Annotated in this window: 21 protein-coding genes and 2 pseudogenes; 13 read left to right on the top strand and 10 right to left on the bottom strand. The window is 61.6% G+C overall.

The genetic code is table 11. The annotated features are described in order from the left end of the window. The 5 genes from AC1D1Z_RS22875 to AC1D1Z_RS22855 form a co-directional block, all read left to right on the top strand. Positions 1-544: thiamine pyrophosphate-dependent enzyme (locus tag AC1D1Z_RS22875; protein WP_477851702.1), on the top strand; the 544-nt coding region annotated here is incomplete at its 5' end. A gap of 245 nt (positions 545-789) precedes the next feature. Next, positions 790-4,032, top strand: coding sequence for an adenylate/guanylate cyclase domain-containing protein (locus AC1D1Z_RS22870; RefSeq protein WP_427148128.1), 3,243 nt, complete (start codon positions 790-792; stop codon positions 4,030-4,032). 74 nt (positions 4,033-4,106) lie between these two features. Further along, a complete protein-coding gene (locus AC1D1Z_RS22865) occupies positions 4,107-4,787 on the top strand; it encodes a peroxiredoxin-like family protein (protein ID WP_047621852.1) in 681 nt (226 codons plus the stop codon). 111 nt (positions 4,788-4,898) lie between these two features. Beyond that, positions 4,899-5,240, top strand: a complete 342-nt coding sequence (locus AC1D1Z_RS22860) for a hypothetical protein (protein WP_080764118.1) — start codon at positions 4,899-4,901, stop codon at positions 5,238-5,240. Positions 5,241-5,400: 160 nt separating this feature from the next. Continuing rightward, a complete protein-coding gene (locus tag AC1D1Z_RS22855; protein WP_018445331.1) occupies positions 5,401-5,928 on the top strand; it encodes a YidB family protein in 528 nt (175 codons plus the stop codon). 28 nt (positions 5,929-5,956) lie between these two features. Here AC1D1Z_RS22855 and AC1D1Z_RS22850 read toward each other — a convergent pair whose 3' ends face one another. After that, entirely contained in the window at positions 5,957-7,465 is a 1,509-nt protein-coding gene (locus AC1D1Z_RS22850; RefSeq protein WP_131606688.1) for a winged helix-turn-helix domain-containing tetratricopeptide repeat protein, read from the bottom strand. A 158-nt stretch (positions 7,466-7,623) separates the two neighbouring features. On the opposite strand from AC1D1Z_RS22850, the gene plsY reads away from it, so the two are divergent. Further along, complete coding sequence (gene plsY, locus AC1D1Z_RS22845; protein ID WP_131606690.1) at positions 7,624-8,283, top strand: glycerol-3-phosphate 1-O-acyltransferase PlsY; 660 nt, start codon at positions 7,624-7,626, stop codon at positions 8,281-8,283. A 56-nt stretch (positions 8,284-8,339) separates the two neighbouring features. Here the strand turns inward: plsY and AC1D1Z_RS22840 are convergent, their stop codons facing one another. Next, positions 8,340-9,251 carry an agmatinase gene (locus AC1D1Z_RS22840; protein WP_131606692.1) on the bottom strand — a complete coding sequence of 304 codons (912 nt, stop codon included), beginning with the start codon at positions 9,249-9,251 and terminating at the stop codon, positions 8,340-8,342. A 217-nt stretch (positions 9,252-9,468) separates the two neighbouring features. Between AC1D1Z_RS22840 and AC1D1Z_RS22835 the strand changes: the two genes are divergently transcribed. The 3 genes and pseudogenes from AC1D1Z_RS22835 (at position 9,469) to AC1D1Z_RS22825 (ending at position 11,921) form a co-directional block, all read left to right on the top strand. Beyond that, positions 9,469-10,635, top strand: a complete 1,167-nt coding sequence (locus AC1D1Z_RS22835; protein WP_131606694.1) for an MFS transporter — start codon at positions 9,469-9,471, stop codon at positions 10,633-10,635. Positions 10,636-10,752: 117 nt separating this feature from the next. Next, positions 10,753-11,241, top strand: a complete 489-nt coding sequence (locus AC1D1Z_RS22830; RefSeq protein WP_131606696.1) for a MarR family winged helix-turn-helix transcriptional regulator — start codon at positions 10,753-10,755, stop codon at positions 11,239-11,241. Next, a pseudogene (locus AC1D1Z_RS22825) lies at positions 11,241-11,921 on the top strand (GNAT family N-acetyltransferase). The gene AC1D1Z_RS22830 and the pseudogene AC1D1Z_RS22825 overlap by 1 nt, the downstream one beginning before the upstream one ends. Positions 11,922-11,933: 12 nt before the next feature. Here AC1D1Z_RS22825 and AC1D1Z_RS22820 read toward each other — a convergent pair. Beyond that, the gene (locus AC1D1Z_RS22820) at positions 11,934-14,780 is read right to left on the bottom strand and encodes a M16 family metallopeptidase (protein WP_477851701.1); all 2,847 of its coding nucleotides are present in this window, start codon (positions 14,778-14,780) and stop codon (positions 11,934-11,936) included. 300 nt (positions 14,781-15,080) lie between these two features. On the opposite strand from AC1D1Z_RS22820, the gene AC1D1Z_RS22815 reads away from it, so the two are divergent. Further along, positions 15,081-16,049, top strand: a complete 969-nt coding sequence (locus AC1D1Z_RS22815) for a substrate-binding domain-containing protein (protein ID WP_115157531.1) — start codon at positions 15,081-15,083, stop codon at positions 16,047-16,049. A gap of 71 nt (positions 16,050-16,120) precedes the next feature. Here AC1D1Z_RS22815 and AC1D1Z_RS22810 read toward each other — a convergent pair whose 3' ends face one another. From AC1D1Z_RS22810 to AC1D1Z_RS22785, 6 genes are all read right to left on the bottom strand, one after another. Beyond that, positions 16,121-17,386 (bottom strand): ABC transporter substrate-binding protein, encoded by a 1,266-nt coding sequence (locus tag AC1D1Z_RS22810; protein WP_113544166.1) that lies wholly within the window; start codon positions 17,384-17,386, stop codon positions 16,121-16,123. Between the two features lie 26 nt (positions 17,387-17,412). Continuing rightward, on the bottom strand, positions 17,413-18,249 hold the full coding sequence (locus tag AC1D1Z_RS22805; protein WP_131606700.1) for a carbohydrate ABC transporter permease: 837 nt from the start codon (positions 18,247-18,249) through the stop codon (positions 17,413-17,415). After that, complete coding sequence (locus tag AC1D1Z_RS22800; RefSeq protein ID WP_113544168.1) at positions 18,246-19,169, bottom strand: carbohydrate ABC transporter permease; 924 nt, start codon at positions 19,167-19,169, stop codon at positions 18,246-18,248. The genes AC1D1Z_RS22805 and AC1D1Z_RS22800 overlap by 4 nt, the downstream gene beginning before the upstream one ends. Then, entirely contained in the window at positions 19,162-20,388 is a 1,227-nt protein-coding gene (locus tag AC1D1Z_RS22795; protein ID WP_477851700.1) for an ABC transporter ATP-binding protein, read from the bottom strand. The genes AC1D1Z_RS22800 and AC1D1Z_RS22795 overlap by 8 nt, the downstream gene beginning before the upstream one ends. Then, entirely contained in the window at positions 20,385-21,215 is an 831-nt protein-coding gene (locus AC1D1Z_RS22790) for a metallophosphoesterase family protein (RefSeq protein ID WP_131606704.1), read from the bottom strand. Before AC1D1Z_RS22790 ends, AC1D1Z_RS22795 begins: the two co-directional genes overlap by 4 nt. A gap of 198 nt (positions 21,216-21,413) precedes the next feature. Further along, positions 21,414-21,809: a hypothetical protein gene (locus AC1D1Z_RS22785; RefSeq protein ID WP_047621845.1), complete on the bottom strand. Its 396-nt coding sequence runs from the start codon at positions 21,807-21,809 to the stop codon at positions 21,414-21,416. Between the two features lie 82 nt (positions 21,810-21,891). On the opposite strand from AC1D1Z_RS22785, the gene AC1D1Z_RS22780 reads away from it, so the two are divergent. After that, positions 21,892-22,257: a hypothetical protein gene (locus AC1D1Z_RS22780; protein WP_131606706.1), complete on the top strand. Its 366-nt coding sequence runs from the start codon at positions 21,892-21,894 to the stop codon at positions 22,255-22,257. Positions 22,258-22,398: 141 nt separating this feature from the next. After that, the gene (locus AC1D1Z_RS22775; protein ID WP_131606708.1) at positions 22,399-22,587 is read left to right on the top strand and encodes a hypothetical protein; all 189 of its coding nucleotides are present in this window, start codon (positions 22,399-22,401) and stop codon (positions 22,585-22,587) included. Between the two features lie 19 nt (positions 22,588-22,606). Here AC1D1Z_RS22775 and AC1D1Z_RS22770 read toward each other — a convergent pair whose 3' ends face one another. Beyond that, positions 22,607-24,979, bottom strand: coding sequence for an alpha-amylase family glycosyl hydrolase (locus AC1D1Z_RS22770; RefSeq protein ID WP_446992492.1), 2,373 nt, complete (start codon positions 24,977-24,979; stop codon positions 22,607-22,609). A 261-nt stretch (positions 24,980-25,240) separates the two neighbouring features. Here AC1D1Z_RS22770 and AC1D1Z_RS22765 point away from each other — a divergent pair. Continuing rightward, positions 25,241-25,456: pseudogene (locus tag AC1D1Z_RS22765) on the top strand (calcium-binding protein); the annotation flags it as partial.

The following is a 25,456-nucleotide window of genomic DNA, read 5'->3' as shown; positions in this document are numbered from 1 at the left end:
GCCGCAACACGCCCTGGAGCGTCTGCATGCGCTGACAAAGCCACACGACCCCATCATCGCCGCGGAGATCGGTCAGCAGATGTGGGTGGCGCAGTTCTTCGGGTTCGACAAACCTAATCGCTGGATTACCTCAGGGGGATTGGGGACCATGGGCTTCGGTCTTCCTGCCGCCCTGGGGGCGCAGCTCGCAAATCCCGGCCGCCTTGTCATCGACATTGCGGGCGACGCGTCGGTGCAAACGACGATGAAAGAGCTGTCGACGGCGATACAGCATCAAGCGCCGATCAAGATCTTCATCTTGAGCGATGAGCATCCGGGCATGGCGCGAGAATGGGGTCAAGTGCCGGATGGCAATGGTCGATCGCGCGCTTATTCGGCCTCGCTGCCCGATTTCACCAAGCTCGCTGAAGCCTATGGTGCCATCGGCCTTCGTTGCGAGAGCCCTCGCGAACTCGATGCCAGGATCGAGGAGATGATCAACGTGGACCGGCCGGTGCTCTTTGACTGCCGGGTTGCAAGGCTCGCCGACGCCCATCCGCAGTGATGGCGGATGATCGACACCCCAAAAGCAAGCCGCGCGATCCAGCAGCAGCCGCACGGTAAGTCCATTCGTTCGTGAACGCTCATGACGCCAAGATCGCCGTTCTCGAGCTGCCGAAGCTGTCCCCAGATCCGCCGCTTGTTTAGTGCTTGCGGGCCTGGGGCAGCAGGTTCATGCTTGTCCCCTGTCTGAGGCCTGCTGGTTGCGGCTGAAATAGCCGTACATCGGGGTTTCGTGAGATGCGTCCGATGGAGTGCAGCGGCTGCGGGTTCGATATTCAGAGCGGTTTTGCTTTCTGTCCGCGATGCGGCGCAAAGCAACCACTCTCCTGTGCTGCCTGCGGCCATCCTTGTCAGCCCGATTTTGCCTTCTGCCCCCGATGTGGTGCGTCGATACCAGGCACAGCGCAGTCCGCATCGAAGCCGAAGATCGAGGCGGTCCTGTCTAAATCGGAGGGTGACGCCGACCGGCGGCCGGTGACCGTGCTCTTTGCCGATCTCTGCGGCTTCACGACGCTGAGCGAGCAGATCGACCCTGAAGTCATGCGGGTGCTGCAGAACGAATTGTTCGAAGAGATGACCCAGGCAGTCGAAGCCTATGGCGGCTTCGTCGACAAGTTCGTCGGCGATGCGCTGCTGGCGCTGTTCGGCGCGCCGGTCGCTCATGAGGATGATCCCGTCCGGGCGCTCGGTGCCGCACTTGACATGATCGGTCGAGCGACGCAGGTCGGCGAGCGCTGGCATGCACGCGCCGGTGTGCCGCTGCGTCTGCATATCGGCATCAATAGCGGCCCTGTCGTCACCGGTGGCTTCGGTGCGGTCAGTACAAAATCCTATTCCGTGACCGGCGACACGGTGAATACCGCCCAACGCCTGCAGTCCATGGCCGGCGAAAACGATATCCTCGTCGGGCCGCTGACCTATCGCCTCACTCGCCACGCCTTTGCCTTCGAGAGTCTCGGCGCGCAGGCGTTGCGCGGCAAAAGCGGAAACGTCCTTGTCCATCGGCTGACCGGGCTGTCGGAAGCGCCGCATACGGCACGCGGGCTCGAGAGTCTCGGCCTTCAGGCACCGATGATCGGACGGGATACGGAAATGTCGCGGTTGCTGACATGCCTCGACCTTGCCTGCGGCGGCGCGGCGCAGCTTGTCCGGCTGATCGGCGAAGCGGGCATCGGTAAGTCGCGGCTAGTCAACGAATTCGTCGCGATTGCCGGCAGTGCTGCCCGTTTCCAGGGCCTCGCCATCCGCAAAGCGACCTGCTCTCCGCTCGGCGAACAATCCTATGGCACGCTCGGCGCGGTCGTGCGCAGCGCCTACGGCATCGGCGAGCGGGATGATCTCGACAGGGCGCGGCAATTGCTGGCAACGGGGTTCCGCGCGCTCGATCTGACCCAGGATGAGGTCGAGGGACTTTTGCCGCTGTTTCTACATGTCCTCGGCCTCGGCGATCCCGATGGCGCGTTGCGGTACATCGAGCCGGAGCAGTTGCGGCGGCAGATCTTCTATGCCGTCCGCACCGTCTTCGAGCGGCGGCTGGCGCAAGGTCCGCTGCTGCTTGTCATCGAGGATCTGCACTGGGCGGACGCCACCTCTCTGGAAGTGCTTCGCTTCATGATGGACCGGCTGGAGCGCAGCCGGTTGATGCTACTTGCGGTCTACCGGCCGACATCGCAGACCGACCCACTGGACTCCAATCGTGTCAGCGTCACCGTGCAGCGTCTTGCCCCACTCTTTGCGGCCGACGGGCAGAAGCTGCTTGCCGCTTTTTTTGGCGTGGATCATGGCAAGTTGCCGGTCACGATGCGCAAGCGCATCCTCGACCGCGCCGGCGGCAATCCGCTTTTCATCGAAGAAATCCTTCGGGCGTTGATCGACATGGGCACGTTGCACAATGACGGCCAGCGCTGGCATGTCGCAGCGGAAGACACGGATGTCGATATCCCGGTGAACCTGCAAGCCCTGTTGCTTGCCCGCGTCGATCGTCTGCCACAGGAGATCAGACGGCTGGCGCAAGAGGCGGCAGTGGTCGGCCCGAAGTTCGATACCGCCCTGCTCCGCACCGTCGCCACAGAGCCGGCCGCCATCGATGCTGCATTGGATCATCTCTGCGATGCCAATATCATCGAAGAATTGCGCGGGCCCGATGCCGGGCAATCGCCCGGCTATCGCTTCAGCCAGACGCTGATGCACGACGTCATCTATCACAATCTCCTGCTGCAACGGCGCATGGAGCTTCATCGACGGATCGGCCAGGTTCTGGAACGTCAATATGGCGCAGCACCCGACCGGCCCGAGCACCTGGCGCAGCTCGGCCATCACTTCAGCCTGACCACAGAAAGGGCCAAGGGGGCCACCTATCTGATGGCGGCGGGCGATCTGGCGCGCAAAACCTACGCCAATGACGATGCGATGCGCCTCTATCGTCAGGCCCTTGCGGCCCTCGCAAACGAGGCGGAGGTTACACCAGAGCAACTCGCGCTGCTGGAGCGTCTTGCCGATCTCTGCGGTCCCGCCGGTCTCCGCGACGCTGCCTTGAACCACTATCAGCGAGCGCTTGCGATCCACCGCAACAACAACCCTATCGCCGCAGCGCGGATATTGCGCAAGGTCGGCCGTTTACATCTCGATGCAGGACGCCGCGATCAAGCGGAGACACATTTGGCCGAAGCCGAAGCGATAATCGCAACAATCGATGCGCCGGTCGAACGTGCACATGTCCTGCAGGAGCGCGGCCATCTGGCCTTCCGCATGGGGGATCAGGCCGCTGCCGCCGAGTGGGCGACGCTGGCACTGCAATCCCTGCAAACGCTGCCGATCGACGGGACGACCGAGGCCGGACGGGAGACGGCGCGAGCGATGGCGGAGGCGCTGAACACCAAGGGTGCGGCCTTTGCGCGGCTCGGACGTCGCCGCGAGGCCGTGCAGGAAGTGGAGCGCAGCCTCTCGGTCGCCGAAAAGGCCGATCTGCAAAGTGCTGCCTGTCGCGCCTATTCCAATCTCGGCGTTCTCTACACGATTGTCGATCCGGCCAACGCCATCAAGATCTGCCGGCGCGGACTGGAGCTTGCGACCCGTATCGGCGATCTCGGCTTCCAGGCGCGGCTTCTCGCCAACCTCGCAGTTGCCTGCTGCACCTTCACCGATCGCTGCGCTGCCGAGGGTGTACCGGCTGCGGAAAAGGCCGTCGAAATCGACCGGGCACTCGATCAGCGCGACCATCTCTCCGTACCGCTGATCGTGCTGGGCCAAATTCATCAGTGCCACGGGCAGCCGAAGCTAGCTCGTAAGTATTACGAGGAAGCCCTTGAGGTTGCGAAGGAAATTGATGAACCGCAACTGCTCTTTCCGTGCTATGATGGCTTGGCGACACTCAGCCTTGAGCATGACGACATGGACGAGGCGGAACGGTATTTCACCCTGGCACAGGATGTGTGCATCCGCCACAACCTCGATCCTGGCACGCTCGTCGTCCTGCCGTTTCTCGACTGACTTGCCCTCGTTTCAGTGATCGCCGGAGATCGATTAGGCAAATCGATTCAACAATATAAAGGGAGGAACGAAACATGCATGAGAACCACGCCGGAAGACCGCTAAAGCCGGGAGATCGCGCGCCGAACGTGGTGCTGGACGCAATCACCCGCCAGGGCAAGGTCGCCATCGACGATTTTCGCGGCCAGAAACCGGTGCTCGTCGGCTTGTTCCGCGGACTGCATTGCCCGTTCTGTCGCCGGCAGATTGCCGCCATGGCCGAACTCACCGATGCCTTGCAGGAGAAAGGCATCGACAGCCTGACCGTTGTCAACACGCCGATCGACCGCGCTCGCCTCTATTTCCGCTACCATCCGCTTCCCAATCTGCTGGCGGCCTCGGATCCGGAACGGGTATCGCACAAGGCCTTCGGCCTGCCGAACCTTCAGTTTACCGAAGACGAGAATGACTGGCCGCACAAAATCAGCATGAGTGCGGTGACGTCGATGCGCATCGACATGCCGGACGAGCTTCCAGCGCCCATGGACCTGATGGCGGCGGTGGACTACCTCGACAAGGCGGACGGCTATGAATTCACCGAGGACGACAAGCAGATGATCGCCACCGGCCACGGCCAACTTGTCGGCGAATTCCTGCTCGATCGGGATGGAATCGTGCGCTGGTGTTTCACGGAAGTGGAGGAGGATGGTCGCCATATGTTCGGCGGTCCCGCCCCTCGGGAAGTGATGTCGGCAGCGTCGAATATGGCTGTTTGAAGCGAATGATCTGGGACGGCGCGGCGTGCCCGCGCCCCTTTCACTTATCTTGAGGAACAAAACTCGCATGTCGATGTTGTCCTTGCGATGGCATGGCCATGGGAGGTACTCATGCGGAAATCACTTCAGTTCATACTCATCGGCTCGGCGGCCTTAACCGGGTTGACGATCTCGCCGACGATCGCGGCGGCGCAAGATTTGGAGTTGCGTGTCGGCCCCGGTGGCCTCGGCGTTTACGAACGTGATCGTGACCCTGATCGATATGACCGATATGACCGGCGCGGACCACGGGGCTGCGATCCTGACGACGCTCTCGACATCGCACGCAGCGAAGGGATTCGCAGGGCACAGATCGTACGCATGTCTTCCCGCACTATCGTTGTGCAAGGGATGACGCGCCGTGGACCGGAACGAATGACCTTTGCAAACAGGCGAGGTTGCCCGGAAATCTGACCGCTGCGTGAGCAATGCGGTGGACTGCCGGGCCTTCGAGGCCGCAAACGAATGCGGACGGCGCGGCCTTGTTTCCAAACCGGCGCGGAACCTTTGAGCACTCAGGACATTGCGTCCTTGCGGCGCGCCGCGCTACAGGAGCACCATAGGAGGATTCATCATGATGAGCGGTCAATTGAAGGCGCTTCTCGCCGTCCTTGCCGTTGCCGGCTACCAAAACAGAGACAAGATCGGGGAGCTCCTGCGGGGCATCCAGAACCCTCAGCAGGCGGGCGCAGGAAACCAGCAGCCCGGCGGACTTGGGGGCCTTCTTGGCGGACTGGGCGGCTCGGGTGGTCTCGGCGGCCTTCTCGGTGGGCTGACATCAGGCGGTATCGTCAGCGGTGGTCTCGGCGACCTGCTGAAGACGTTTCAGCAGAATGGTCAGGGTGACAAGGTGGAGTCGTGGATACAGCCCGGTCCGAATGCCGACATCGATGACGGCCAGCTCGCGGAAGCACTGGGTCCGGACGTTCTCAACGAGATCGCTGCCAATACCGGCCTTTCGCATCAAGAGATTCTTGGGCGACTGAAGCGCGATCTTCCCAAAGCTGTCGACGACCTGACCCCGAACGGAAAACTGCCCACCGCCGAAGAGGACTTTTTGTCTTCCGCGAGCCAATCAACTGCGCGGCCCGGCACCGTCTAGATCGAGCCGTCTTCGAGGCACGCCGGCGTCACCCCGGAAGACCCGCCTTGCGGTAGCCGTCAACGAAATGCTCAAGCGTCCGAGCGTCGCGGAAGGGTTCCGTCGCCGCCCAGTGGCGGGTTGAAAAATGCGGGTTGGCGACGAGGAACAGTTCGGCCTCGGCGCGAGCCTCGTCGAGCCGGCCCAGTTGGGCAAGACTTGCCGCCAGGAAACGGCGTGAGCTTGTCCGATAGGTCTCGTCCCTGCGCAGCGTCTCGACGGCGGCTTCGTACTGGCCGGCGGCATATTGCGCCTGGCCGAGCGCCAGATAATACCAGCTTGCCGGAAATGGGTTCAGCCGGAAGGCCTTGGCGATATGCTCAAGGCCCTCTCCGACCCGCCCGGCCAAGACCGCAATGTCGGATAGTGCCGCAAAGGTGTCGGCCTCGTTCGGGTCAAGCTCGATGGCCTTCGCGAATTCCGCATCCGCCTCGGCAAAGCTGCGCTCATAGGCAAGCAAGTATGCCAGGATCCAGCGGCAGCCGGCATCATTGGGATCGATCATTACCGCTTTGCGCGCCAGCTCCAATGCAAGGCTACGGGTGGGGTGCGTTGGTCCGCCGGAATGCACCTCTCCCATCCAGTGGTTCATGGCAAGCCAGCGATAGGCCTCGGCATAGTTGGGATCGAGGGAAATCGCGCGCGTCAGCATCAGATGCGCTTCCCGCGCCGCCTGCGGCGTATCATCCATAAGCCTGCGCGCCCGCACGCAGAGATCGTAAGCCTCGAGATTTGTGGGCCGATTGCGCGATGGCGGTGCGCGCAGCCGCCCGAGCAGCGCTTCGACGATCTTGCCAGTCACCTCGTCCTGAACGGCAAAGATATCTTCGAGGCTGCGATCGAAGCGTTCCGCCCATAGATGATCGCCACTTGCCGCATCGACCAGTTGGGCGTTGACGCGCACGTGCCCTGCTACGCGTCTTGCGCTTCCCTCCAGCAGGTAGCGCACGCCGAGCTCCTCGGCGATCTCGCCTACGTCCCTCGCCTTTCCCTTATAGGCGAAGGCTGAGTTGCGGGCGATGACGAACAGGCCCGGTATCCTGGACAGGTCGGTGATCAGGTCTTCGGTCAGCCCGTCCGCGAAGGATTCCTGTTCGGGATCGTTGCTGATATTCACGAAGGGCAGCACTGCTATCGACGGTTTGTCAGGCAGCGGCAAAGCTTTTCGCTTCACGCCGCCAAGTTGATTGATGGCGCCTATGAAGCGGTAGCCGACGCGCGGCACCGTGGAGATCCATTCGCCGCCGTCACCGGTCGGACCGAGCAACTTGCGCAGCTGCGCGATCTGAACGGTGAGGTTGCCTTCCTCGACCGCCCTGCCCGGCCACGCCGCATCCATCAACTCCGCCTTCCCCAAGATTTCGCCGGGCCGCCCGACGAGTGCGGCAAGCAGCTTTACCCCGCGGTGGCCAACGGCAACGGGATCATCGTTCCGAAGGAGCGTCCCCGCAGTCGGATCAAGCACGAATGGTCCAAAGGCATAACGCGATCCCTGCATGAGGCGCATCCTAGAGTCTTTAAAGCTTGGATGGAACTGTTCGTCCGCTTAGGCCGCGTGGCATCGAGGACGCGAGCAGTGTAAATCATGTTCCAATGGCTGATGGCGGTGACGACCAAATGATGACGGCCTGAAAATAGAGCGTCGAGGTGACTCCCATGGTTTTCTGGATAGCGGGTGCGGTTGGATTTGCGATCGCTTATCTCCTCGGCTCCACACCCTCGGGCTATCTAGCGGGCAAACTGCTCAAGGGCATCGATATCCGGGAGCGTGGCTCCAAATCCACCGGAGCAACGAACGTATTGCGAACGCTCGGCAAATGGCCTGCATTGGTGGTGCTTCTGGTCGATGTCCTGAAAGGTGTGGGAGCAGTCGTCTTTGCCCGCTGGTTTTACCCTTGGTTCTCGACAGTCTCATCGGGCACGCCACCGACAGCGTTTGATCCGCAAATCTTAGAGCCTTGGGCTGTTTGCCTGGCGGGACTTGCCGTGTTGTTAGGGCATGGCCGTTCGGTCTGGCTCAACTTTACGGGAGGCAAGTCGGTTGCCACGGGGCTCGGCGTGTTGCTGGCGATGTCATGGCCCGTAGGTTTAGGTGCTGCGATGGTTTTTGGCGTTGCGCTAGCGGCCTTCCGAATTGTTTCCCTGAGTTCGATGCTGGCGGCGTTGACGGCCATCGCTCTCATCTGCGGCTTGGAACAACCGCTGCCCTATCGGCTGCTGGTGATCGCAGGCGGAATTTACGTGATCGCCCGCCATCGCGCCAACATTCGGCGGCTACTGGCCGGGACGGAGCCTCGTCTGGGCGAGGTCGCCTAGAAGCGAAAACGCACAGCACCATGCACTGCTTGTTCGCTCGCAGAGGAAGCAGTGTCTCAATCTTGCCGAACGATGGCGCCGACCGCATTGACAAGGAGGCGCGCGGCGGTCAGGGCCGACAGGCCGTCAATGTCGGCAGGAGGATAGAGCTCGACAATGTCGAATCCTGCGATTCTGGCCCGCCTGCCGAGGCCCGCGAACAGGTCGATCACCTCAGTGTAGGTGAGGCCGCCGGGCGTACGCGCCGCCACACCCGGCATGATGCTGGGATCGAGGCTGTCGCAGTCCAAGGTGACGACGACCCGCGCTCCTTTCGGAATATGCCGGAGAGCGGCTTCGGCCCCCTCGGCATGAATCTCTCGGGCAGTTACGAAGCGGCTGCCGTAGGCCCGCGCCGCTTCGATGTCGGCGAGGCGTGCGCTGCCGACGCTGCGGAGGCCGACCTGGACCATGCCGACGACATGCGGCATCTCGCTCGCCCGACGCATCGGGCTCGAATAGCCGTGGCGCTCGCCATACACCTCGTCGCGCCAGTCGATATGGGCGTCGATCTGCAGGACCCAGACCCGCCCGTGATCCGCAAAGCCGGCGAGGAAGGGAATGGTCACGGAACAATCGCCGCCGACTAGGATCGGCACGGCGGGCATTGACAGGACATTACGCGTCTTCGCTTCGATCCGGGCTCGGTTGCCGGCATTGTCATGCAGGGTGGTTGGGATGTCGCCGGCGTCGATGCAGGAGACCGGCCTGCCACCAAACAGCGGGCCGCCGAGATCGAAATCCCAGTGTTCGACGAGCCCGGCATCTTCCTGGCTCGCAACGCGGATGGCATCAGCGGCCAGGGCGTAGCCGCTACTGTCCTTGCCGGGATAGGTGCTGCCGTGAGCGGCTGCGAAGATCACCACGCGGGGCAAACGCCCATCGGGGAGGCGATCGGGAAGGCCGAGAAAGGAAAGTGAGGCGGTCATTTCCTGTAGTCCTGATGATGTCCGGCTGAAATTGCGGTGGTGAGGGCTTGCGGTCGGGGCAAAATGCGATGCTGACCTGTTTAGTCCCTTTGGACGTTTTTGAGAACTTTTTGGGAAAGCTTAAGTACGGCACTCCCGGCCTCCTGCAGAATTCATCCTCTTTGACGTTGAGGCTTTCTCGGCCCTTCAAACCATACGGTCTGACGAGGACATCTGCATGACTGCTGAAAGCATCACATCAGCGCGCACGGATCGGATCCCATGGGCCGCCATGGCGGGCATCATCGCTACCGTCACGGTATTCGCCGTGGCACAGGGGCTGACCTATCCGCTGCTCAGCTTCATCCTGGAGCGGCAGGGAACGACATCGGGCCTGATCGGCCTGTCGGCGGCAATGACGCCGTTGGGTTTTATCCTATCCGCGCCCTTCATTCCGGCGCTGTCGCAGTGCCTGGGCGGGGCGCGGCTGGCGATCCTGTGTTCGATCCTGGCTGCCCTCACCCTGATTACGATTGCCTGGATGCAGGACATCTGGGCCTGGATGCCGCTGCGCTTCCTGCTCGGCTTCTTCGCCAATCCGCTTTACGTGATCAGCGAAACCTGGCTGATCTCGATCACGCCGGCGCCACGCCGGGGCCGGATCATGGGCCTCTATTCATCGATCGTTTCGGGTGGCTTCGCCATCGGCCCGCTCTCCCTCGGCCTCACTGGCACCGAGGGATGGCCGCCCTTCATGATCGGCATTACGGCCTTTCTTCTTTGCGGCCTGATCGTGCTTGCCGTCGCCGCTCGCCTGCCCGAGATGCCTAACGAAGGCGAGGCAACCTCGGTCGGAGGCATCTTCGTACTGGCGCCGCTGCTGCTGTTTGCGGTTTTCACGGCCGCCGCCTTCGAGCAGATTCTGCTTTCCCTGTTTGCGGTCTATGGCGCAGCACTCGGCAGCGCCGAGGGACGCATCGCGTCGCTCATCACCTGTTTCATCGCAGGCAATGCCGCGCTGCAGATTTTGCTCGGGCGGGTCGCCGAACGGTTCGGCTCGACGCGGATGATGTTATTTTGCGTCCTGGCTTGCTTGGCCGGCTGCCTGCTGCTGCCGTCGGTCTTCACCACGTGGCTTATCTGGCCGCTGGTTTTCGTCTGGGGCGGGGTCTCGTTCGGGATCTACACCCTGTCGCTGATCCAGCTTGGCGAGCGTTTCACCGGTCAAGCCCTGATCGCCGGTAACGCGGCCTTCGCCTTGGTATGGGGCATCGGCGGCATCGTCGGCTCGCCCGCGACAGGACTGGCGATGCAACTGATCGGACATCAGGGTCTGCCACTGTCCCTTGGCCTGCTCAGCTGCGTACTGGCGGTGTTTCTGATGGCCAGGAAACGGCGGGGCTGATTGAGGCTCTTGCTCGTGCCGCCCTGCCCTGGCCTCGTCTGCCGACCACTTTCGAAGGAGAATTGCCATTCAATCTATAACATGTTATATAACATCCGATACAAATAGGGAGTCGGTATGGTCGAGGATGTGGTCCGGACGCTGGGATTTCTGTGCATGGGCAGCCGGCTGCGGCGCATCGGAGAAAGGCTGCAGGCGGATACGCAGCAGGTCATCGACGAGGCCGGTCTCAGCATCCAGGCGGGCCAGTATCCGTTCCTTGCAGCGATCGACCGGGCCGGAGCGCTGACGGTCGGAGAGCTTGCGCAGGCGGTGGGCATCACCCAGCCCGGCGCAACGCGGACGACCGGCCAGCTTCTCGAGCTCGGTTACGTCGACATGCAGCCGGCGCCGGACGATCAGCGTCGCAGGCTGGTCTCGCTGACCGACAAGGGACAGGAGCTCGTCGATCATTCAAAGAAGGTGATCTGGCCGCGCATCGCCGCCGCCGTTGCGGATCTCTGCGGCGATCTCGACGGACCGATCCTCGAACAGCTGGCCGCCATCGAGGACGGGCTTGCGGTGGCGCCGCTTGCGCGCCGCAGCCCTGTCAAGGAGGAAGGATGATGAAACATATTCTCGACCGGCCGATCTGGAGCGCACTGGAGACCGCGCATGCCGACCTTGCCGAAGGCAATGAGAAGGCACGGCGATACCCGCCGTCAATCGTCCCCTTCGCGGCGTCCGCCGACGATGCGCCGGAAAGCCTCGACGCCCTGGAGGAACTGCCGGCGCCGGAGGAGAGCATGATCCTCGTCGAAGCCGGGCCGATCGCCATTCCACCGAGCCTGGCTATCGTCACAGAGGCATCGGTGGTCCAGATGGTGGCCGAGCGGCCCCATGAGAGGATTTCAGATCCCCGCATCGAGCCCCTGACGGAGACCGATGCCGCCGACATGCTGGCGCTGGCGACACTGACCAAACCCGGGCCGTTCACCCTGCGAGCCCAGAGCCTCGGCAGCTTCTGGGGGATCAGAAGCTAGGGCCGCCTGGTGGCGATGGCCGGGCAGCGGATGCGGCAGACTGGCTTTACCGAGCTTAGCGGACTTTGCACCCATCCCGATTTCCAGGGGCGCGGCCTCGGCACCCTGCTCTTCCGTTTCGTCGCCGGCGAAATCGCGTCCACCGGCGACACGGCCTATCTGCATGCCTATGCGGCGAATACCTCGGCCATTTCCCTCTACGAAACGCAGGGCTTCGCTCTTCGCTTGGAAATGAACATGCGCGTGGTCAAACGCCGTTCGTGAGCGGTGCTCACCCTATCGTACCACCGCCGGCAGCACTTCGAATTTCCAGAATTTGTCCGGGCTGAAATAGGCCGCGGCAAACGCGCGGATATCCCCAGCGGTCACCTTGCCGTAGCCGCTGAGACTATCGCGTATCCGGTCTAAGCGGCGCGAATCCGTCTGGGCGTGGTGCAGATATGCGATCCAATATTCGTTGCTCTGCTGCTGATGCTTCAATGTCTCGATGATGGGTTCCCGGGCGCGCGCGAGCTCGTCTTCGGAGACGTCATGCGACCGCAGATCATTGGCGGTCTCGTCGACAAGGGCGTAAAAGCGCGCGACCTTTTCCGGGCCTGTCTCGACATAGAAATATGCGTAGCCGTAGCCCGGGATTTCCCTTGACAGGTCAACGTCGCCCTGCACGGCATAGCTTGAGCCTTCTGCAATGCGAAACTGGTCGATCAGCCTGTTTTGGACAATCTGGGTGGCAATATTGGCGGTGAAGGACCGCGGCAGATCGGAGAGCAAATCGCCGATGGAAGCCCCTACGGCGGCGGCGGCATTATCTGCCCTACCGCTATGGGTCTGCAAAACGGGCTTCTCGGTCGTCGCCGGAAAACGCACGTCGTCGCGATCGTTGCTCGACACCGCCTCCGGGCGCGGCGGCAATGCGCCAAAGGTTTCAGCCGTCAGGCGGATTGCGTCGTCCACTGTTGCGTCGCCGACGATGGTGATGTCGATCGGGCCATTGGAAACCATAGGCCGGAACAGTGTCTCGAATTCGTCTGGCTTGGCGGCGGACAACTGCGCGCGGTCGGGGAAGGTCCAGCGCGGGTCGCCGGAATGCACGAGACCTGCGAAATCGCGGCTGAAAACGCCGCCGGGCGACGCGTCATACTGATCGAGGCCGCTCAAAAAGGCCTGCTGCACACGCTTGAACGCCTCGGGGCGATAGGCGGGATCGGAGGTGTATGCGCTCATCAGCTGCAGCTGCGTCGCAAGATCTTCAGTCCGTGTACGACCGTCGAACCTGAAGGAACTGTCGCCGACCGAGAAGTCGACGCCGACAATGTTGGCCGTCAGCGCTTTCTGTATATCCTGGTAATCCATGGCCTTTACGCCAGACAGCACGACAGCCGGAGATGCCCAGATCGCGGCGGAGCGGTCGTGCGGCAGGTCCAACCGACCGCGGCCGATATCTTCGCGCACCAGCACTTCGTTGGCACGCAGCTTGGTTGGCTTGACTGTAAGCCGTACGCCGTTGGAAAAGCGCACCATGGTCACGCCGAGATCTTCAACCGCACGACGTTCGACCACAGCGCCCGGTTCGCCGAAATGGGTGTAGGGCCAGGCAACGTCAGTTGTACCGGATGGTGCCGAGACGGCAATGGCCTTTGAAGCGTCATAGACCTGCCGAACCGTGTCGGCTCCGCCCTCAGGTGGTTGGTCCGCCTGCAGCACGACCTGCGGACCGTTGCCGGAGAAAGCAAGCTGCAAGGCCCGATTGACCTCATCCGCCGTGACGCCGTTCGTCATCGTCTCGAACATCGAGAGGTCTTCGGCGGGTGAGGTGAAGACTTGATCGTCATCGACGCTGCGAGCCAGCATGGAAGCAATGTCGGTSGTCATCCGCGTCGCGGCTCCGGCCGCAGCAGCTTGCAGGGCSGAGCGATATTCGCGRATTTCGCGATCGATCTCYGCCTGCGCAACGCCGAACTCCTGGATCCGGCGCTGTTCCTGGTCAATGGCCGYGAGCGCCGCCTGCCATTTGTCCGGCTCSGARTTCGCCGCGATCAGGACGACATGGGCGGAATSGAGGAGATCCTGGGAGCCGACATCCGCACTGATGAAAGGGGCATYCGCCTTGCTGGCGATGGCGCTCACCCGACGTTTGAGCACCAGGAAACCGAGATCCTCAATAAGCCCAGCGCGGCGCTTGGCGAAGGTGTCAGGCGCGGCGTCATRGGGACGCGTCCAGGCGATCTGTATGCTGGTCATGCCGCCGGGAACGACGATGACCTCGGCGCTTTCGCSTTTCGTCWCMAGCGCGCCAAGATCCGCTTTTGTCGGCGCCGGACCCACGGCCTTCCAGTCGCCGAAGCGCTGSCGGATTTCGACTTCCATGGCGGCGGGGTCGATATCGCCCACCACYATCAGCGTTGCCCGATCGGGTCGGTAATTGGCCCGGTAATAATCACGGACGAGGTCCACGGGCGCATTGCTGATGATGTCGGCTTTACCGATCGGGGCGCGCATGGTCGCGCGCTGGCCGRCGAGCAGCGAATTCATGATTCCGAGTGACGCGCGATACTGCGGCGTGTCGCGCARCCGCTCYTCCGACAGGATGACGCCGCGTTCGCGATCAAAGGCGCTGGCATCGAGGGTCAGCTCGCTCGCCGTGTCGCGCATCAGCATCAGGCCCGTCGAAATTGTGTCWGCATCGACCTCGGGCARATCGAGCGYATAGACGGTCTCGTCATAAGAGGTAKRGGCGTTGRTGTCCGGCCCAAAGGCCAAGCCCTTGCGCTKCARGATACGGAYCATCTCCCCTTCGGCGACATGTGTCGAACCCTTGAAGGCCATGTGCTCGAGAACATGCGCCAGGCCCTGCTGGTTGTCGTTTTCRTCGAGCGAACCGGAGCCAATGCGAAAGCGGATAGCTGCCTGTCCGGGCGGCGTGACATTGCGCATGATCGCAAACCGCATACCGTTGGCGAGCGTGCCAAAATGCACGTCGGACTCGGCTTGGATGTCGCTTTGCGTTTGCGGCCAAGGCACGGACGGGGTGTCCGCATAGGCTGGCAACGCGAAGTTTGCGACAAGGGAGACCGTCGCAAAAAACCACCACGCCGTGGAGCATTCCATTTTTTTGTAAGACATTCTTGTCCAGGTGATGAGAATGAAGTGGGTAGATGGCGTCAACTTGACTATTCCACAGGTTGCATTCCCCAGCAACTTCCATGTGTGTGAATAAATAAGAAGCAGATAATTCTGCCTAGAACAGGATGATTTTAGGCCCGGTCGGCCTAAATCTGAATCCTGTTCTCAATTAAAGAGTTAAGCATGATGTCGTCCGAAAACCGCTCACACTTTTCGGCATCATGCTCTGGGTGTCAGATCATTGTCATCGAACCCGCCTAAAGGATTGCGCCTCGATGCTGTCACCAGGAGGCGCTTTCGATGGCGACATTGGAGCAGGTCGCATTCCGGGCAGGCTGCTCGCTGGCGACCGCAAGCCGTGTCCTCAACCGCAACGGACCCGCCAGCGATTTGATGGTGCGCAAGGTGCGCCGCGCGGCCGCAGAACTCGGTTATCACTCCGCCGGCCGGCTCGGGCGCAGGCCGGTGGTCGGCGTGCTGATCCCGAGCATCACCAATCCGGTCTTTGCCTCGTCGCTGTCAAGCATCCAGAATCGCATGCTGGTGGCCGGCCACGGCGTATTGATCGCCCAGTCGAATTACGATCCGGCGCGCGAGGCCGATGCCGTCGCCGCACTCTTGAACGACCGGCCGACCGGGCTGATCCTCACTGTCTGCGATCCATCGACCAGCAAGGCGCTGCTTGCGAAGCTCCCGCCGACCGTGCTGCTCAACAACCTGCCGACGGCGCAGTTTCCGGCGGCTGTTACCGCCGACAACCGCGGCGCGGGCCGCGAGATCGCAAGCTTCCTGATCGGCATGGGCCATCGCCGCATTCTCTTTCTCTCCGGCAATTTCGCCACCTCCGACCGCGCCCATCTTCGCTACCGTGGTTATCTCGACGCCATGGCCGAGAACGGGCTGACACCCCTCGATGCGGTGCAGATCCCCTTTGTCAGCGGCTATGACCAGCTCGATCTTGGCGTCACAATGAGCTTACTTGCGCCGACGGCGATCATCGCCTCCAATGATCTGCTGGCGCTCGGCGTCATCGGTGCGCTGAAGCGCGAGGGGCTGTCGGTGCCCGGAGATGTTTCAGTCGCCGGCTTCGACGGCATCGCCATCGGCCGGCTGATCGACCCGCCGCTGACGACCATCGAAATGCCGGATGCCAGCATGGGCGCGACGGCCGCCTCGCTGCTTCTCGACATGGCGGAGAATGCCGCGCCCGCCCGCCATCTCGACGTCGCCTATACGCTGCGCCGCGGCGGCACGGTGCGCGCCATCTGAAGCTTCGGAAACGGGAAGGCCGCCACACGCGCGGCGTGGCGGCCCTGCCCTATTCCCAGTAAGGAAGGCGATCAGCTGCGCGGCAGCATGTCCTCGACGTCAGCAGCTGCGTCGTCGAGTGCTTCCTTCGGTTCGGCCGACTGGTCGACGATGCGCGAGAGGTTGTCGACGATTGTCTGCGTGACCTTGACGCCGTTCGAGCCGGGGAAGGCATACCACGGGATCATCACCGGCATCTGGCTGAGGCCTGCCTGGAACAGCGGGTTTTGCTTGTAGAAGTCGCCGAGATAATCGGCCGATTTCGCGGCGAGCTCGTTGTTCGGGACATAGCCGGTGCCGGGGACGACGACGGAGGCGCCGTAAGGACCGGCAGCGAATTTGGCAAACTTCCAGGCAGCATCCTGCTTGGCGGCGTCATGCGTCAGGATGACGACGGCGTTGCCGCCGGTCGGCAGATGTCCGTTCACCGGATCGATCAAAGGGATCTTTGCCGTGCGCAGATCGAACTTGTTGCCGACATTCTTGATCGTGTTGCGCAGCGCGCCGGTTGTCTGGAACTCGAAACCGACCTTGCCGGCTGCAAAAGCCTGTTCGCCGGCGGCCTTGGTGAACACAGGCATGCCGCCTTCGGTAACCAGGCGATGCAGGACCTCGACGGCCTTCTGGCCTTCCGGACCGTTGAAGGCGACCTTGCTTTCGTCCTCGCTCAGCATCTTGCCGCCGGCGCCGAAGAGCAGTGCCGAAAACATCCAGTCATCGCCCTGCCAGCGGAAATCGATGCCATCGACACCATTGCCGAGCGCCTTGATCTTGCCGCCGAGCGCGATGACCTCATCCCAGGTTTTCGGCGGGTTTTCAGGGTCGCCACCGGCCGCCTTCACGAGATCGGCGTTGTAATACATGATCGGGTTGGAGGTCGCGAAAGCCAGGCCCACCTGCTTGCCCTTGACCTGGGCGAGCTTGAGGATCGTGTCGGAGAAGCCCTGTTCGGCCATGTTGCCGTCCTTCTGGACGAGCGGGCCGAGGTCGACGGCGACGTCGCGTTCGTCGAGCATGCGCAGGCGGTTGAGTCCGATGAAGGTGATATCGGGCATTTCGCTGGTGCCGACCTGGCGAAGGATCGTCTGGATGCCTTCTTCATAGGTGGCCGACGGGCTGGCGAACTGGATCTTGATATCGGGATTTTCTTCCATGAATTTCTTCGAGATCGTGTCCATCACGTCCTTGAAGAAGCCCGGCATCGGGTAATGAACCGTCAGCGTCGTCTCGGCATGCGCGGGAAGCGCGATTGCCATCGAGACGGCCGCTGCGGCGAGAAGCTGGGTGATATGTTTCATCGCTCGTTCTCCTGGGTTGAAACCGGTCAGCCTTTGAGACCGGTCATGGTGATGCCCTCGACGAAGCGCTTCTGCGCAAGCAGGAAGGCGATGACGAGGGGAAGGGTAATGATGAGGGTCGCCGCCATCAGCGCGCCGTAGTCGTCGCCGGCCTCGGCGGCGCGGAAATACATCAGGCCCAGCGGCGGGGTGGCGTAGTCCTGCTTGCTGATGACGATCAGCGGCCAGTAGAGATCGTTCCAATGGGCGACGACCGAAAAGATGGCGAAGGCGGTGACCGCCGGCCAGGCATTCGGCACGATGATGCGGGCGACAATGCCGAGTTCCGACATGCCATCGAGACGCGCGGCATGGATGAGGTCATCAGGCATGGCGCGGAAGAACTGCAGGAACATGAAGATCGCGAAGACCGAAATGGTGAAGGGCGCGACAAGGGCGGCATAGCTGTTGAGCAGCGCGGCGCGGTCGAAGGCGACATAAAGTGGCAGCGCGGTCGCATGAATCGGCACCAGCAGACCGAGCATGACAAGCACCATCATGGCGCGGGCAGCGCCGAAGCGCAGCTTCGCCATGGCGTAGGCGCAAGGGATCGCCACCAGCACCTGGAAGAAGAAGATCAGCCCGCAGACGACGACACCGTTCCACAAGAGCTGCGCCATCGGCACCCGGCTCAAGGCCTTGGTGAAATTCTCGACATAGGTCAGGTGCGCCGGGATCAGCGACAGCGACGAGGTGAAGATGTCGCTTTGGGCCTTGCCTGCCGTCGAGATCATGAAGACGTAGGGCGACAGGAAGATCATTGCGCCGAGGGAAAGCAGTGTCAGCCGGATGATTCTGCCGAGGGAAAGAGCGCTCGTTATCATGTGTAATGCACCCGGCGATCGAGAACGCGGTACTGCAGGAACATTAGCACCACCAGGATCAACAGAAACACCACCGTCATCGCCGAGGCATAACCGACGCGCAGATAGACGAAGCCTTCCTGGTAGATCGTGAAGAGCAGCACTTCCGACGCCTTGTTCGGGCCGCCGTCGGTCAGCGTCTTCACCGTTTCGAAGACCTTGACTGAATTGGTGATACTGATGGTGATGACGAAAAGCGTCGTCGGCCCGAGCATCGGCCAGGTCACCAGCAAGAAGCGGTCGAGGGAGGATCTGGCCCCATCCACTTCGGCGGCCGCGTATAGCTCGCGCGGGATCGCCGTCAGTCCGGCAAGGAACAGCACCATGTTGAAGCCGGCCGATTGCCAGACGCCGATGATCGAGAGGCTGTAAAGCACCGTGCCGGAACTGCCCAGCCAGTTCGGGCCGGGAAGCCCGACAAGGGCCAGCAGTGCGTTGACCGGGCCGATTGTGGGGTGGAACATATATTGCCAGACGGTCGCCATGGCGACGATCAAGGAGGCGACCGGCAGGAAATAAGCGGTGCGGAAGAAGCTGCGCGCCTTGGTCTCGCTCTCGATCAGCATGGCAATGCCGAGACCGAGAAGGATCGAGATAGGTGCGACGATCGCGGTATAGACCGTCGTATTCCAGAGCGACTTGCGAAACGTCCGGTCAGTGATCAGGTGTGCGTAATTCTCGAAGCCGACGAAACGGAACTTGCCGTAGCCGAGTTCGAAATCAGTGAAGCCGAGCACGACGACGGCTGCGACCGGCAAAAGCACGAAGAGGAACAGCAGGGCCATCGCCGGCAGCACCAGCATCCAGGCGATGCGGGCCTCACTGCGCCGATGCGCAACGGCCGCATCGTGTGGCACGGCCATGGAGACGATGCTAGCCATGCGCCCTCTCCCGTGGGGCATCGCTTGAAGCAAGCCCGGCATCGCTGTTGGCGAGCCCGGCATCGGCGGCGCCGAGCCAGGCATCACCAGCAGCAACGCCGCCGGGCAGCCGGCTGCCGTCCTCGGCAAAGATCAGCGTACGGCCGGGCGAAAGCCGCAGCCCGACCGAATCGCCGGCAACAAGGCCGGAGGCTTCCGACGGTTGAACCTTGGCGACGATAGTCTCGCCGATAGCTTCGAGCCGGCAATGGAGGATGACTTCGGAGCCCAGGAATTCGACGCGTTCGATCCGGGCGGCGAGGCCGTCATGCCGGTTTTTGGAAAGAAAGACGAATTCGGGGCGAATGGCGATCGTGACCGGCATCTTTCTGTCGGGTGCATTTTCAAGAGTCAGGCGCAGGCCGCCGCAGAGAATGACGCCGCCTTCGGCAAAGGCCGGCAGCAGGTTGATGCGCGGTTGGCCGATGAAGCGGGCGACCTCGATATGGGCGGGATCGTCATAGATGACCTCAGGGCTTGATATCTGCAGCAACTTTCCGCCCATCATCACGGCGACGCGGTCTGCCATCGACAGCGCTTCCGCCTGGTCGTGGGTGACATAGAGCGTCGGCACGCCGGCGCGGCGATGCAGGTCGACGATCTCGCCGCGGGCGTGGACACGCAGATTGGCGTCGAGGTTGGAGAGCGGCTCGTCCATCAGGAAGATGCTCGGCTGGCGCACCATGGCGCGGGCAAGCGCCACGCGCTGGCGCTGGCCGCCTGACATCTGGCCGGGCTTGCGGTCGAGCAGGTGWTCGATCTTCAGTGATGTCGCCATATCCCTGACGTCGCGGGCAATCGCCGCACGGGTGGCGCGCTGGCCCGGCATCAACGACCCAATGAAGGGCAGCCGCTGCATTCTCGACAGCCGGCGCATCGCTAAGGGCACTGCAATGTTTTGTAACGCCGTCAGATGCGGATAGAGCGCGTAGGACTGAAAGACCATGGCAATGTTGCGGTCGGCGGCCGGAACGCCGGACATGTCCTGCCCGCCGATGAGGATCTCGCCGCGGTCGGCATGATCGAGGCCGGCAAGGACGCGCAGCAGCGTGCTCTTGCCGCAGCCGGAAGGGCCGACCAGCGCGATGAATTCACCGGCTCCGACATCCAGGCTGACGCCATCGAGGATCTGGTTGCCGCCGAAAGCCTTGGTGATGCCGCGAAGCGAGAGCGCGCTCATTCGACGGGTTCCCGCTGCTTCACCGCCTGGGGATAGACCTCGTGCACGACATCGTCGAGCACATATGCGGTCATGCCGGGAACGGCAACGACCGTGCTTTCAACTCTCGTATCGAATTTGTGGACGACTGCGCCGATCAGGCGTTCGCCCGGCATCTCGCGCTCCATCTTGTCGATGATGAAGGCGGCCGACGGACCCCATGTCAGCTGGGTATTGTCAAAGCGCCCCTGCCAGGCCCAGTGGAGATGGCCGCTCGCAAATAGCGCCACGTCATGAGCCGCGATCAGATCATAGAGCCGCCGGCGCTGAGCCGGGCGAACGCTCCAATATCCGGTATCGCCTTCGTCGGGGGCATCGACGAAGAGCGGCTTATGCGCGAACAGCGCCACGCGCTGGCCTCCCCTGTCTGAAAGCGCCCGGTGGAGCCATTCGAACTGAGCCTCCTCCTCGTCATCCTCATGACCGAGAAGCAATGAGTTCAATCCGATGAAGCGCCAGCCGGCCGCATCCTCCAGCCAGCGGTCGTCGCCGGCAAGGCTGCGCCAGCGGGACAGCCGCTCGGCATTGACGGGCTGGTCCGATCCCTTGAGGTGGCCGACATCGTGATTGCCGGGGACGATCAGCATCGGGATCGACAGCTGGCGCATCAGATCCATCGAAAAGGTGATGTCTGCGTCTTTGTCGGCGCCGTCGACGGTGAGATCGCCGGTATGGACGATCAGGTCAGCGCCGGTCTCTTCGATCCAGGTCAGAAGCGGCGCCCAGTTGCCGTTGAAATGCGGCTTGTCGGGGCTGAAATGGGTGTCGGTGATCTGGATGATTTTCATGGGCGCGTCTCCGAGACGTCGGCAGCGCGTCACCCGCGCCCCTTCTTGTGCCCTCTCTAGAAGGCTCCCATGTCAATCACACACCTGATGTTTTCAGCTGTTTCTCAGTTTCGACATCAATCTGTCATGTAAGAAGAAGGCTGCCCGCGGAAACCGGGGCAGCCTTCGCCTGCATTTGGAATTGAGATCGCGGCGAAATCAATGCCGTGGCGCGTTGGCGGGAATGGACGACACCGTTGCCGAGACCGGGTCGCTTGCAGGAAAGCTGTCCTCGAGGCCCTCGTTGAGCTCCTCCTCCAGCGTTTGCCTGTCGCCGGCCGAACGCGCACTCGGCTGGCCGATCAAACCCTTGCTGCCCTCGTCGAAATTGCCGTTGCTCAAGGCATCGTAACGGTTGATGCTGCCATCTGCTTCACGGTCGGCAAAAGAGGTCAGCTGAACCATCATGACCTTGGCGTGATCGACCGCCGTCGTATCGTCGAGCTCGCCGTGAGAATTATCAATCTTGACGGAAATCGATTCTCCTCCCTCGCCTAAAAATTCAACGGTGAAAATGTCGCCGGCCTGTGTGACTCGCGTATCGATCAACTGCATGGAAACCTCCTCTGTTCATGCCTCTCAACGGCAAGCAAGCTCCGGAGTTCCATTTCAAAGCAAGCGATCGGCTCTCGGGACAATGGGCCAGCTCGGAACAAAAAGCGGCTATTCGAGTTCACACGCAGTTCAACAGGTCGCATCCATGCCGAAATTGCCGCTGTCGCCTTCCGAGAAACGCTCGTTCTCGAATATTCCTGCAGACGAGAAACTCGCTTTGATATCGAGCTATTCGGAGGCGCTGCGTAAGCTCGCCAGATCGACCGAAGCGGTCGGACGAGCCGACATGCTACCCAAGCTGATCCAGGTTGCGGACGGGCTGGACAGTATGGCAACCACGATTGCCGAGACGGAGGCCGGAGCCGAGGTGATGGCGCGCGCAGCGCGGCTGATCCGCGCGACCGAAGGGATGCTGGCATCGATGTCCTCGTCATCAATCGTCCACTAGCGTCACTTGCGAGAATGACGGGATCGATGCGGCGATACCTTGGCCCTTAAGCTTTATGGTTAATTTATTAATAATTCGGGGTTTATAAACGGAACCAGACGGCCTTTCCGAGTGTTGATGGTGCGCCGTGGAGGAACCCTGATGATCCTGAAAATTCTTGCCCCCAAGCTCGATGCCGATTGCCATGACACCGGCACCTGGCCCGACGGGATCTTCGCCGAAAACCGCATCGATCTGTCCGCTCGCGGCGACGGCGGTCGTCGATCGCCGCATGAGCGCGATTACGGCAATGACAGGAAAGTCGAAAATCTGCCGCTCGGCTTCGTCTGACCGTTCCGGGCGTTGCGCGTCACAGCCTGCGAAAGACCAGAACGCCTGATGCCGGCAGCACGGCATCGAGCACTCCTGCTGTGGCTCTAATTCTTCCGCCGCCGTTGCCGACGTTCCAGCCGCCATATTTGTGAGCATCGGTATTGAAGATCTCCTCCCAGAGATCATCCCCCAGACGTTCGCTGTGCAGCCGGTAGCCTTGTTCGAAGGGAGCGTCGTTCAGCGACCCCACAACGAGGAAATCCTCGCCGTCGTCCCATCGATGAAACGCGATCACCCGATTTTCGTCGTGAACCAGGGGAATGGCGATATTGCGCGAGCGAATGGCGTTCTGGTGGATGCTGAGCGCGATCAGATCGCGATAACAGCTGATCATCCCTGCCCCGTCACCATCCGCTTCGCCGAGAATATTCTCCCGGTTCGCGAGGAAATCATTGTAGCGATAGGGCTTCTGGGCGCCGATTTCCTCGCCCATGAAAAACATCGGCGTCCCAGGTGACAGCAGCGTCATCGCCGCTGCGAACCTCGATCTCGCGTCCGCCCATGCCCGGGTCTCGCCGACAACAGGCGCGAAATTGACCGCAATAACCGCGGTTCGTGCCGATCCTTCACGATTGCCGCAATCGTCATGCGACTGGTTGTAGACCACCTTGGATCGCGCGCTCGTCTGCAACGCGCCGGCAAAAGACGACATGGTCAAAGCCCGCTTGTCTCCGAAACCGGCATTCTTCAACAGCTGCGCCTGTGCGCCGCCGTGATATTCGACGAGGTTGTGATGAAAATCGCCGTACCAGGTGGCATCGAAGCCGAGTCCGTCGCCGGTCAGGCTTGGTTCCGTCATCGCCGACCAGTCCGAATAGTCTTCGGCCGTCAGGAAAAGCTGTGGCTTGATCAGCCGCATCGTGCGGGTCCACTGCTTGAGAAACTTGGCGCCGAAGGCGGCAGCCCGATCGGCGCGCCGGCCGTCGGCATGCAGGACCGGATATTGATGGATCGAACTCGTCTGATCGAGCCGGAAACCATCGATATGGCAGACGGAGACGAGGAATGCAGCGCTCGAGATGAAAAGCTGGCGGACGGCTTCCTCATCGAAGCGAGGCGCCCACCCCGTGGAGATGTTGTCGATATAGCCGCCTCTGGGATCGGCGTAGTCGCCGGGATTTCCCTCATACCTATAGTAGATATTGCGGGTGTGATCGTTGGAGTCATAGGCCCATTGCGCCCGCTCGCCATCCGGATCGAAATGGTTGTAACAGACATCAAGGATGACAACGATGCCGCGCTGGTGGCAGACCTTGACGAACATCTTCAGCCGGTCGGTGCCGCCGGCCCCCTGGTCGGCGGCAAAGAAATGCGAGGTGCCGTAGCCCCAGTTGGCCCGGGTCTCGAATTCCGCGATCGGCAGCAATTCCACGGCGTTGACGCCGAGCGCCGAGAGATGCTCGACGAAGGCGATGGCATCATCAAGCGTGCCGGGCGCGGCCTTGCCGAAACCGAGGGCGCCGACGTGCAGTTCATAGATCACCAGATCCTCGAGCCGATCGGGAAGCTTTCGGCCAGCAATGAATTCGTCAGCCCAGAAGGCCTCGGCTGCAAGCTCCTGCCCGGACGGGAGCACCACCCGCTTCGGGTCGCAGACGACCGAACAGCTTTGCGGTCCGTCCAATGCCGCCGGCGATCCGTGATAGGTTGCTCCATCGGGATCGAAGTCTCCGGCGCCAATCTGCATGAGGGACCAGATATCGGTGCGGTAGGCGAGCAATCCATCATCCTTGGTAACGCGGTACATGTACGGCGTGCCGACCATGCTGTCGAAATCTAAAAGGCCATCATCGTCGCCGGTTTCGGCGATCCAGAATCCGTCGATGGTTCTTCGCATTTTGATGGTTGCGACCGCTCCGGTGCCGTCATCGGCGATATAGCCGATGGCCGGATCGGCCAGGACCAGCAAGACATCCCGGGCGTTCGGCGCCCAGACCGAAAAGCGGATGCCATCGGCAGCGTCGCTCTTTTCAACCCGGTTCGCTCCCAGGCGGCCGATCCATGTCAGATAATAGGTCTGCGGCCCGATCCCCTGCTGGAGATCGAACGAGCGTTCGCGACGCGACGAGGCCTCGTCGTCCAATTCGCCGGCGATCGCCCACAGGCTTGAAGCGCCGGGTCGACCCAGTTCGATCCCCCATCGAAAATGCGTGCCGATCTCGTCATCGGGAAAGGGAACCCTGATGACAAAGACATCATAGCCATCCTCGTCACGAGAGCGCTGCATAGGAACAGACGTCCAATCATTCGAGGGGTGACCTTGCTCGTCCCAACTTCCGCGGAGACGGACATTGTCGAACGCCAATAATGGCAAGCCGCTGCGAAACCGGAATTGAACATTGACGGTCATCGGATCCTCCAAAACCATGTCGGATTTCGCCAGACTCTGCCTATGGGCCGTCCCACTCGCGCATGATCATCCGGCCGAACGAAAAAATGCAAGCGCAGATTGCATAATAAATACAATCCGAATTGAGCCACATTCGCAACAATATATCATGGATAACGAGTCATCGCCGCACGACCCTCCTCGTGTATTAAATCGAATTGGCGCCAACAAATGGGGATTCATTCCCATTGCCACTTCCCTCGTAAACCGGGAGAAAAGCTTATGGCTCAAGCCGTTAGAATAAACGATATTATTCGTTCCTTTGGAATTGATACGCATATCGACTACACCGACGGAAAATATTCCAATGTCGGAGAAGTTGTTAAGGCTCTCGATTATCTTGGCCTTGATACGGTTCGCGATCACGCCCCCAACTCCGCTTCCGATCCCAACGGCCAAACGCATCTCGGCGATGCGGCAGAGGCCGGCGTGCAATTC

It is taken from the genome of Rhizobium sp. P1_E1 (genome assembly GCF_056406015.1).
Note: the sequence above shows the minus strand (reverse complement) of the source record. Positions and strands in the feature narration are given on the sequence as shown.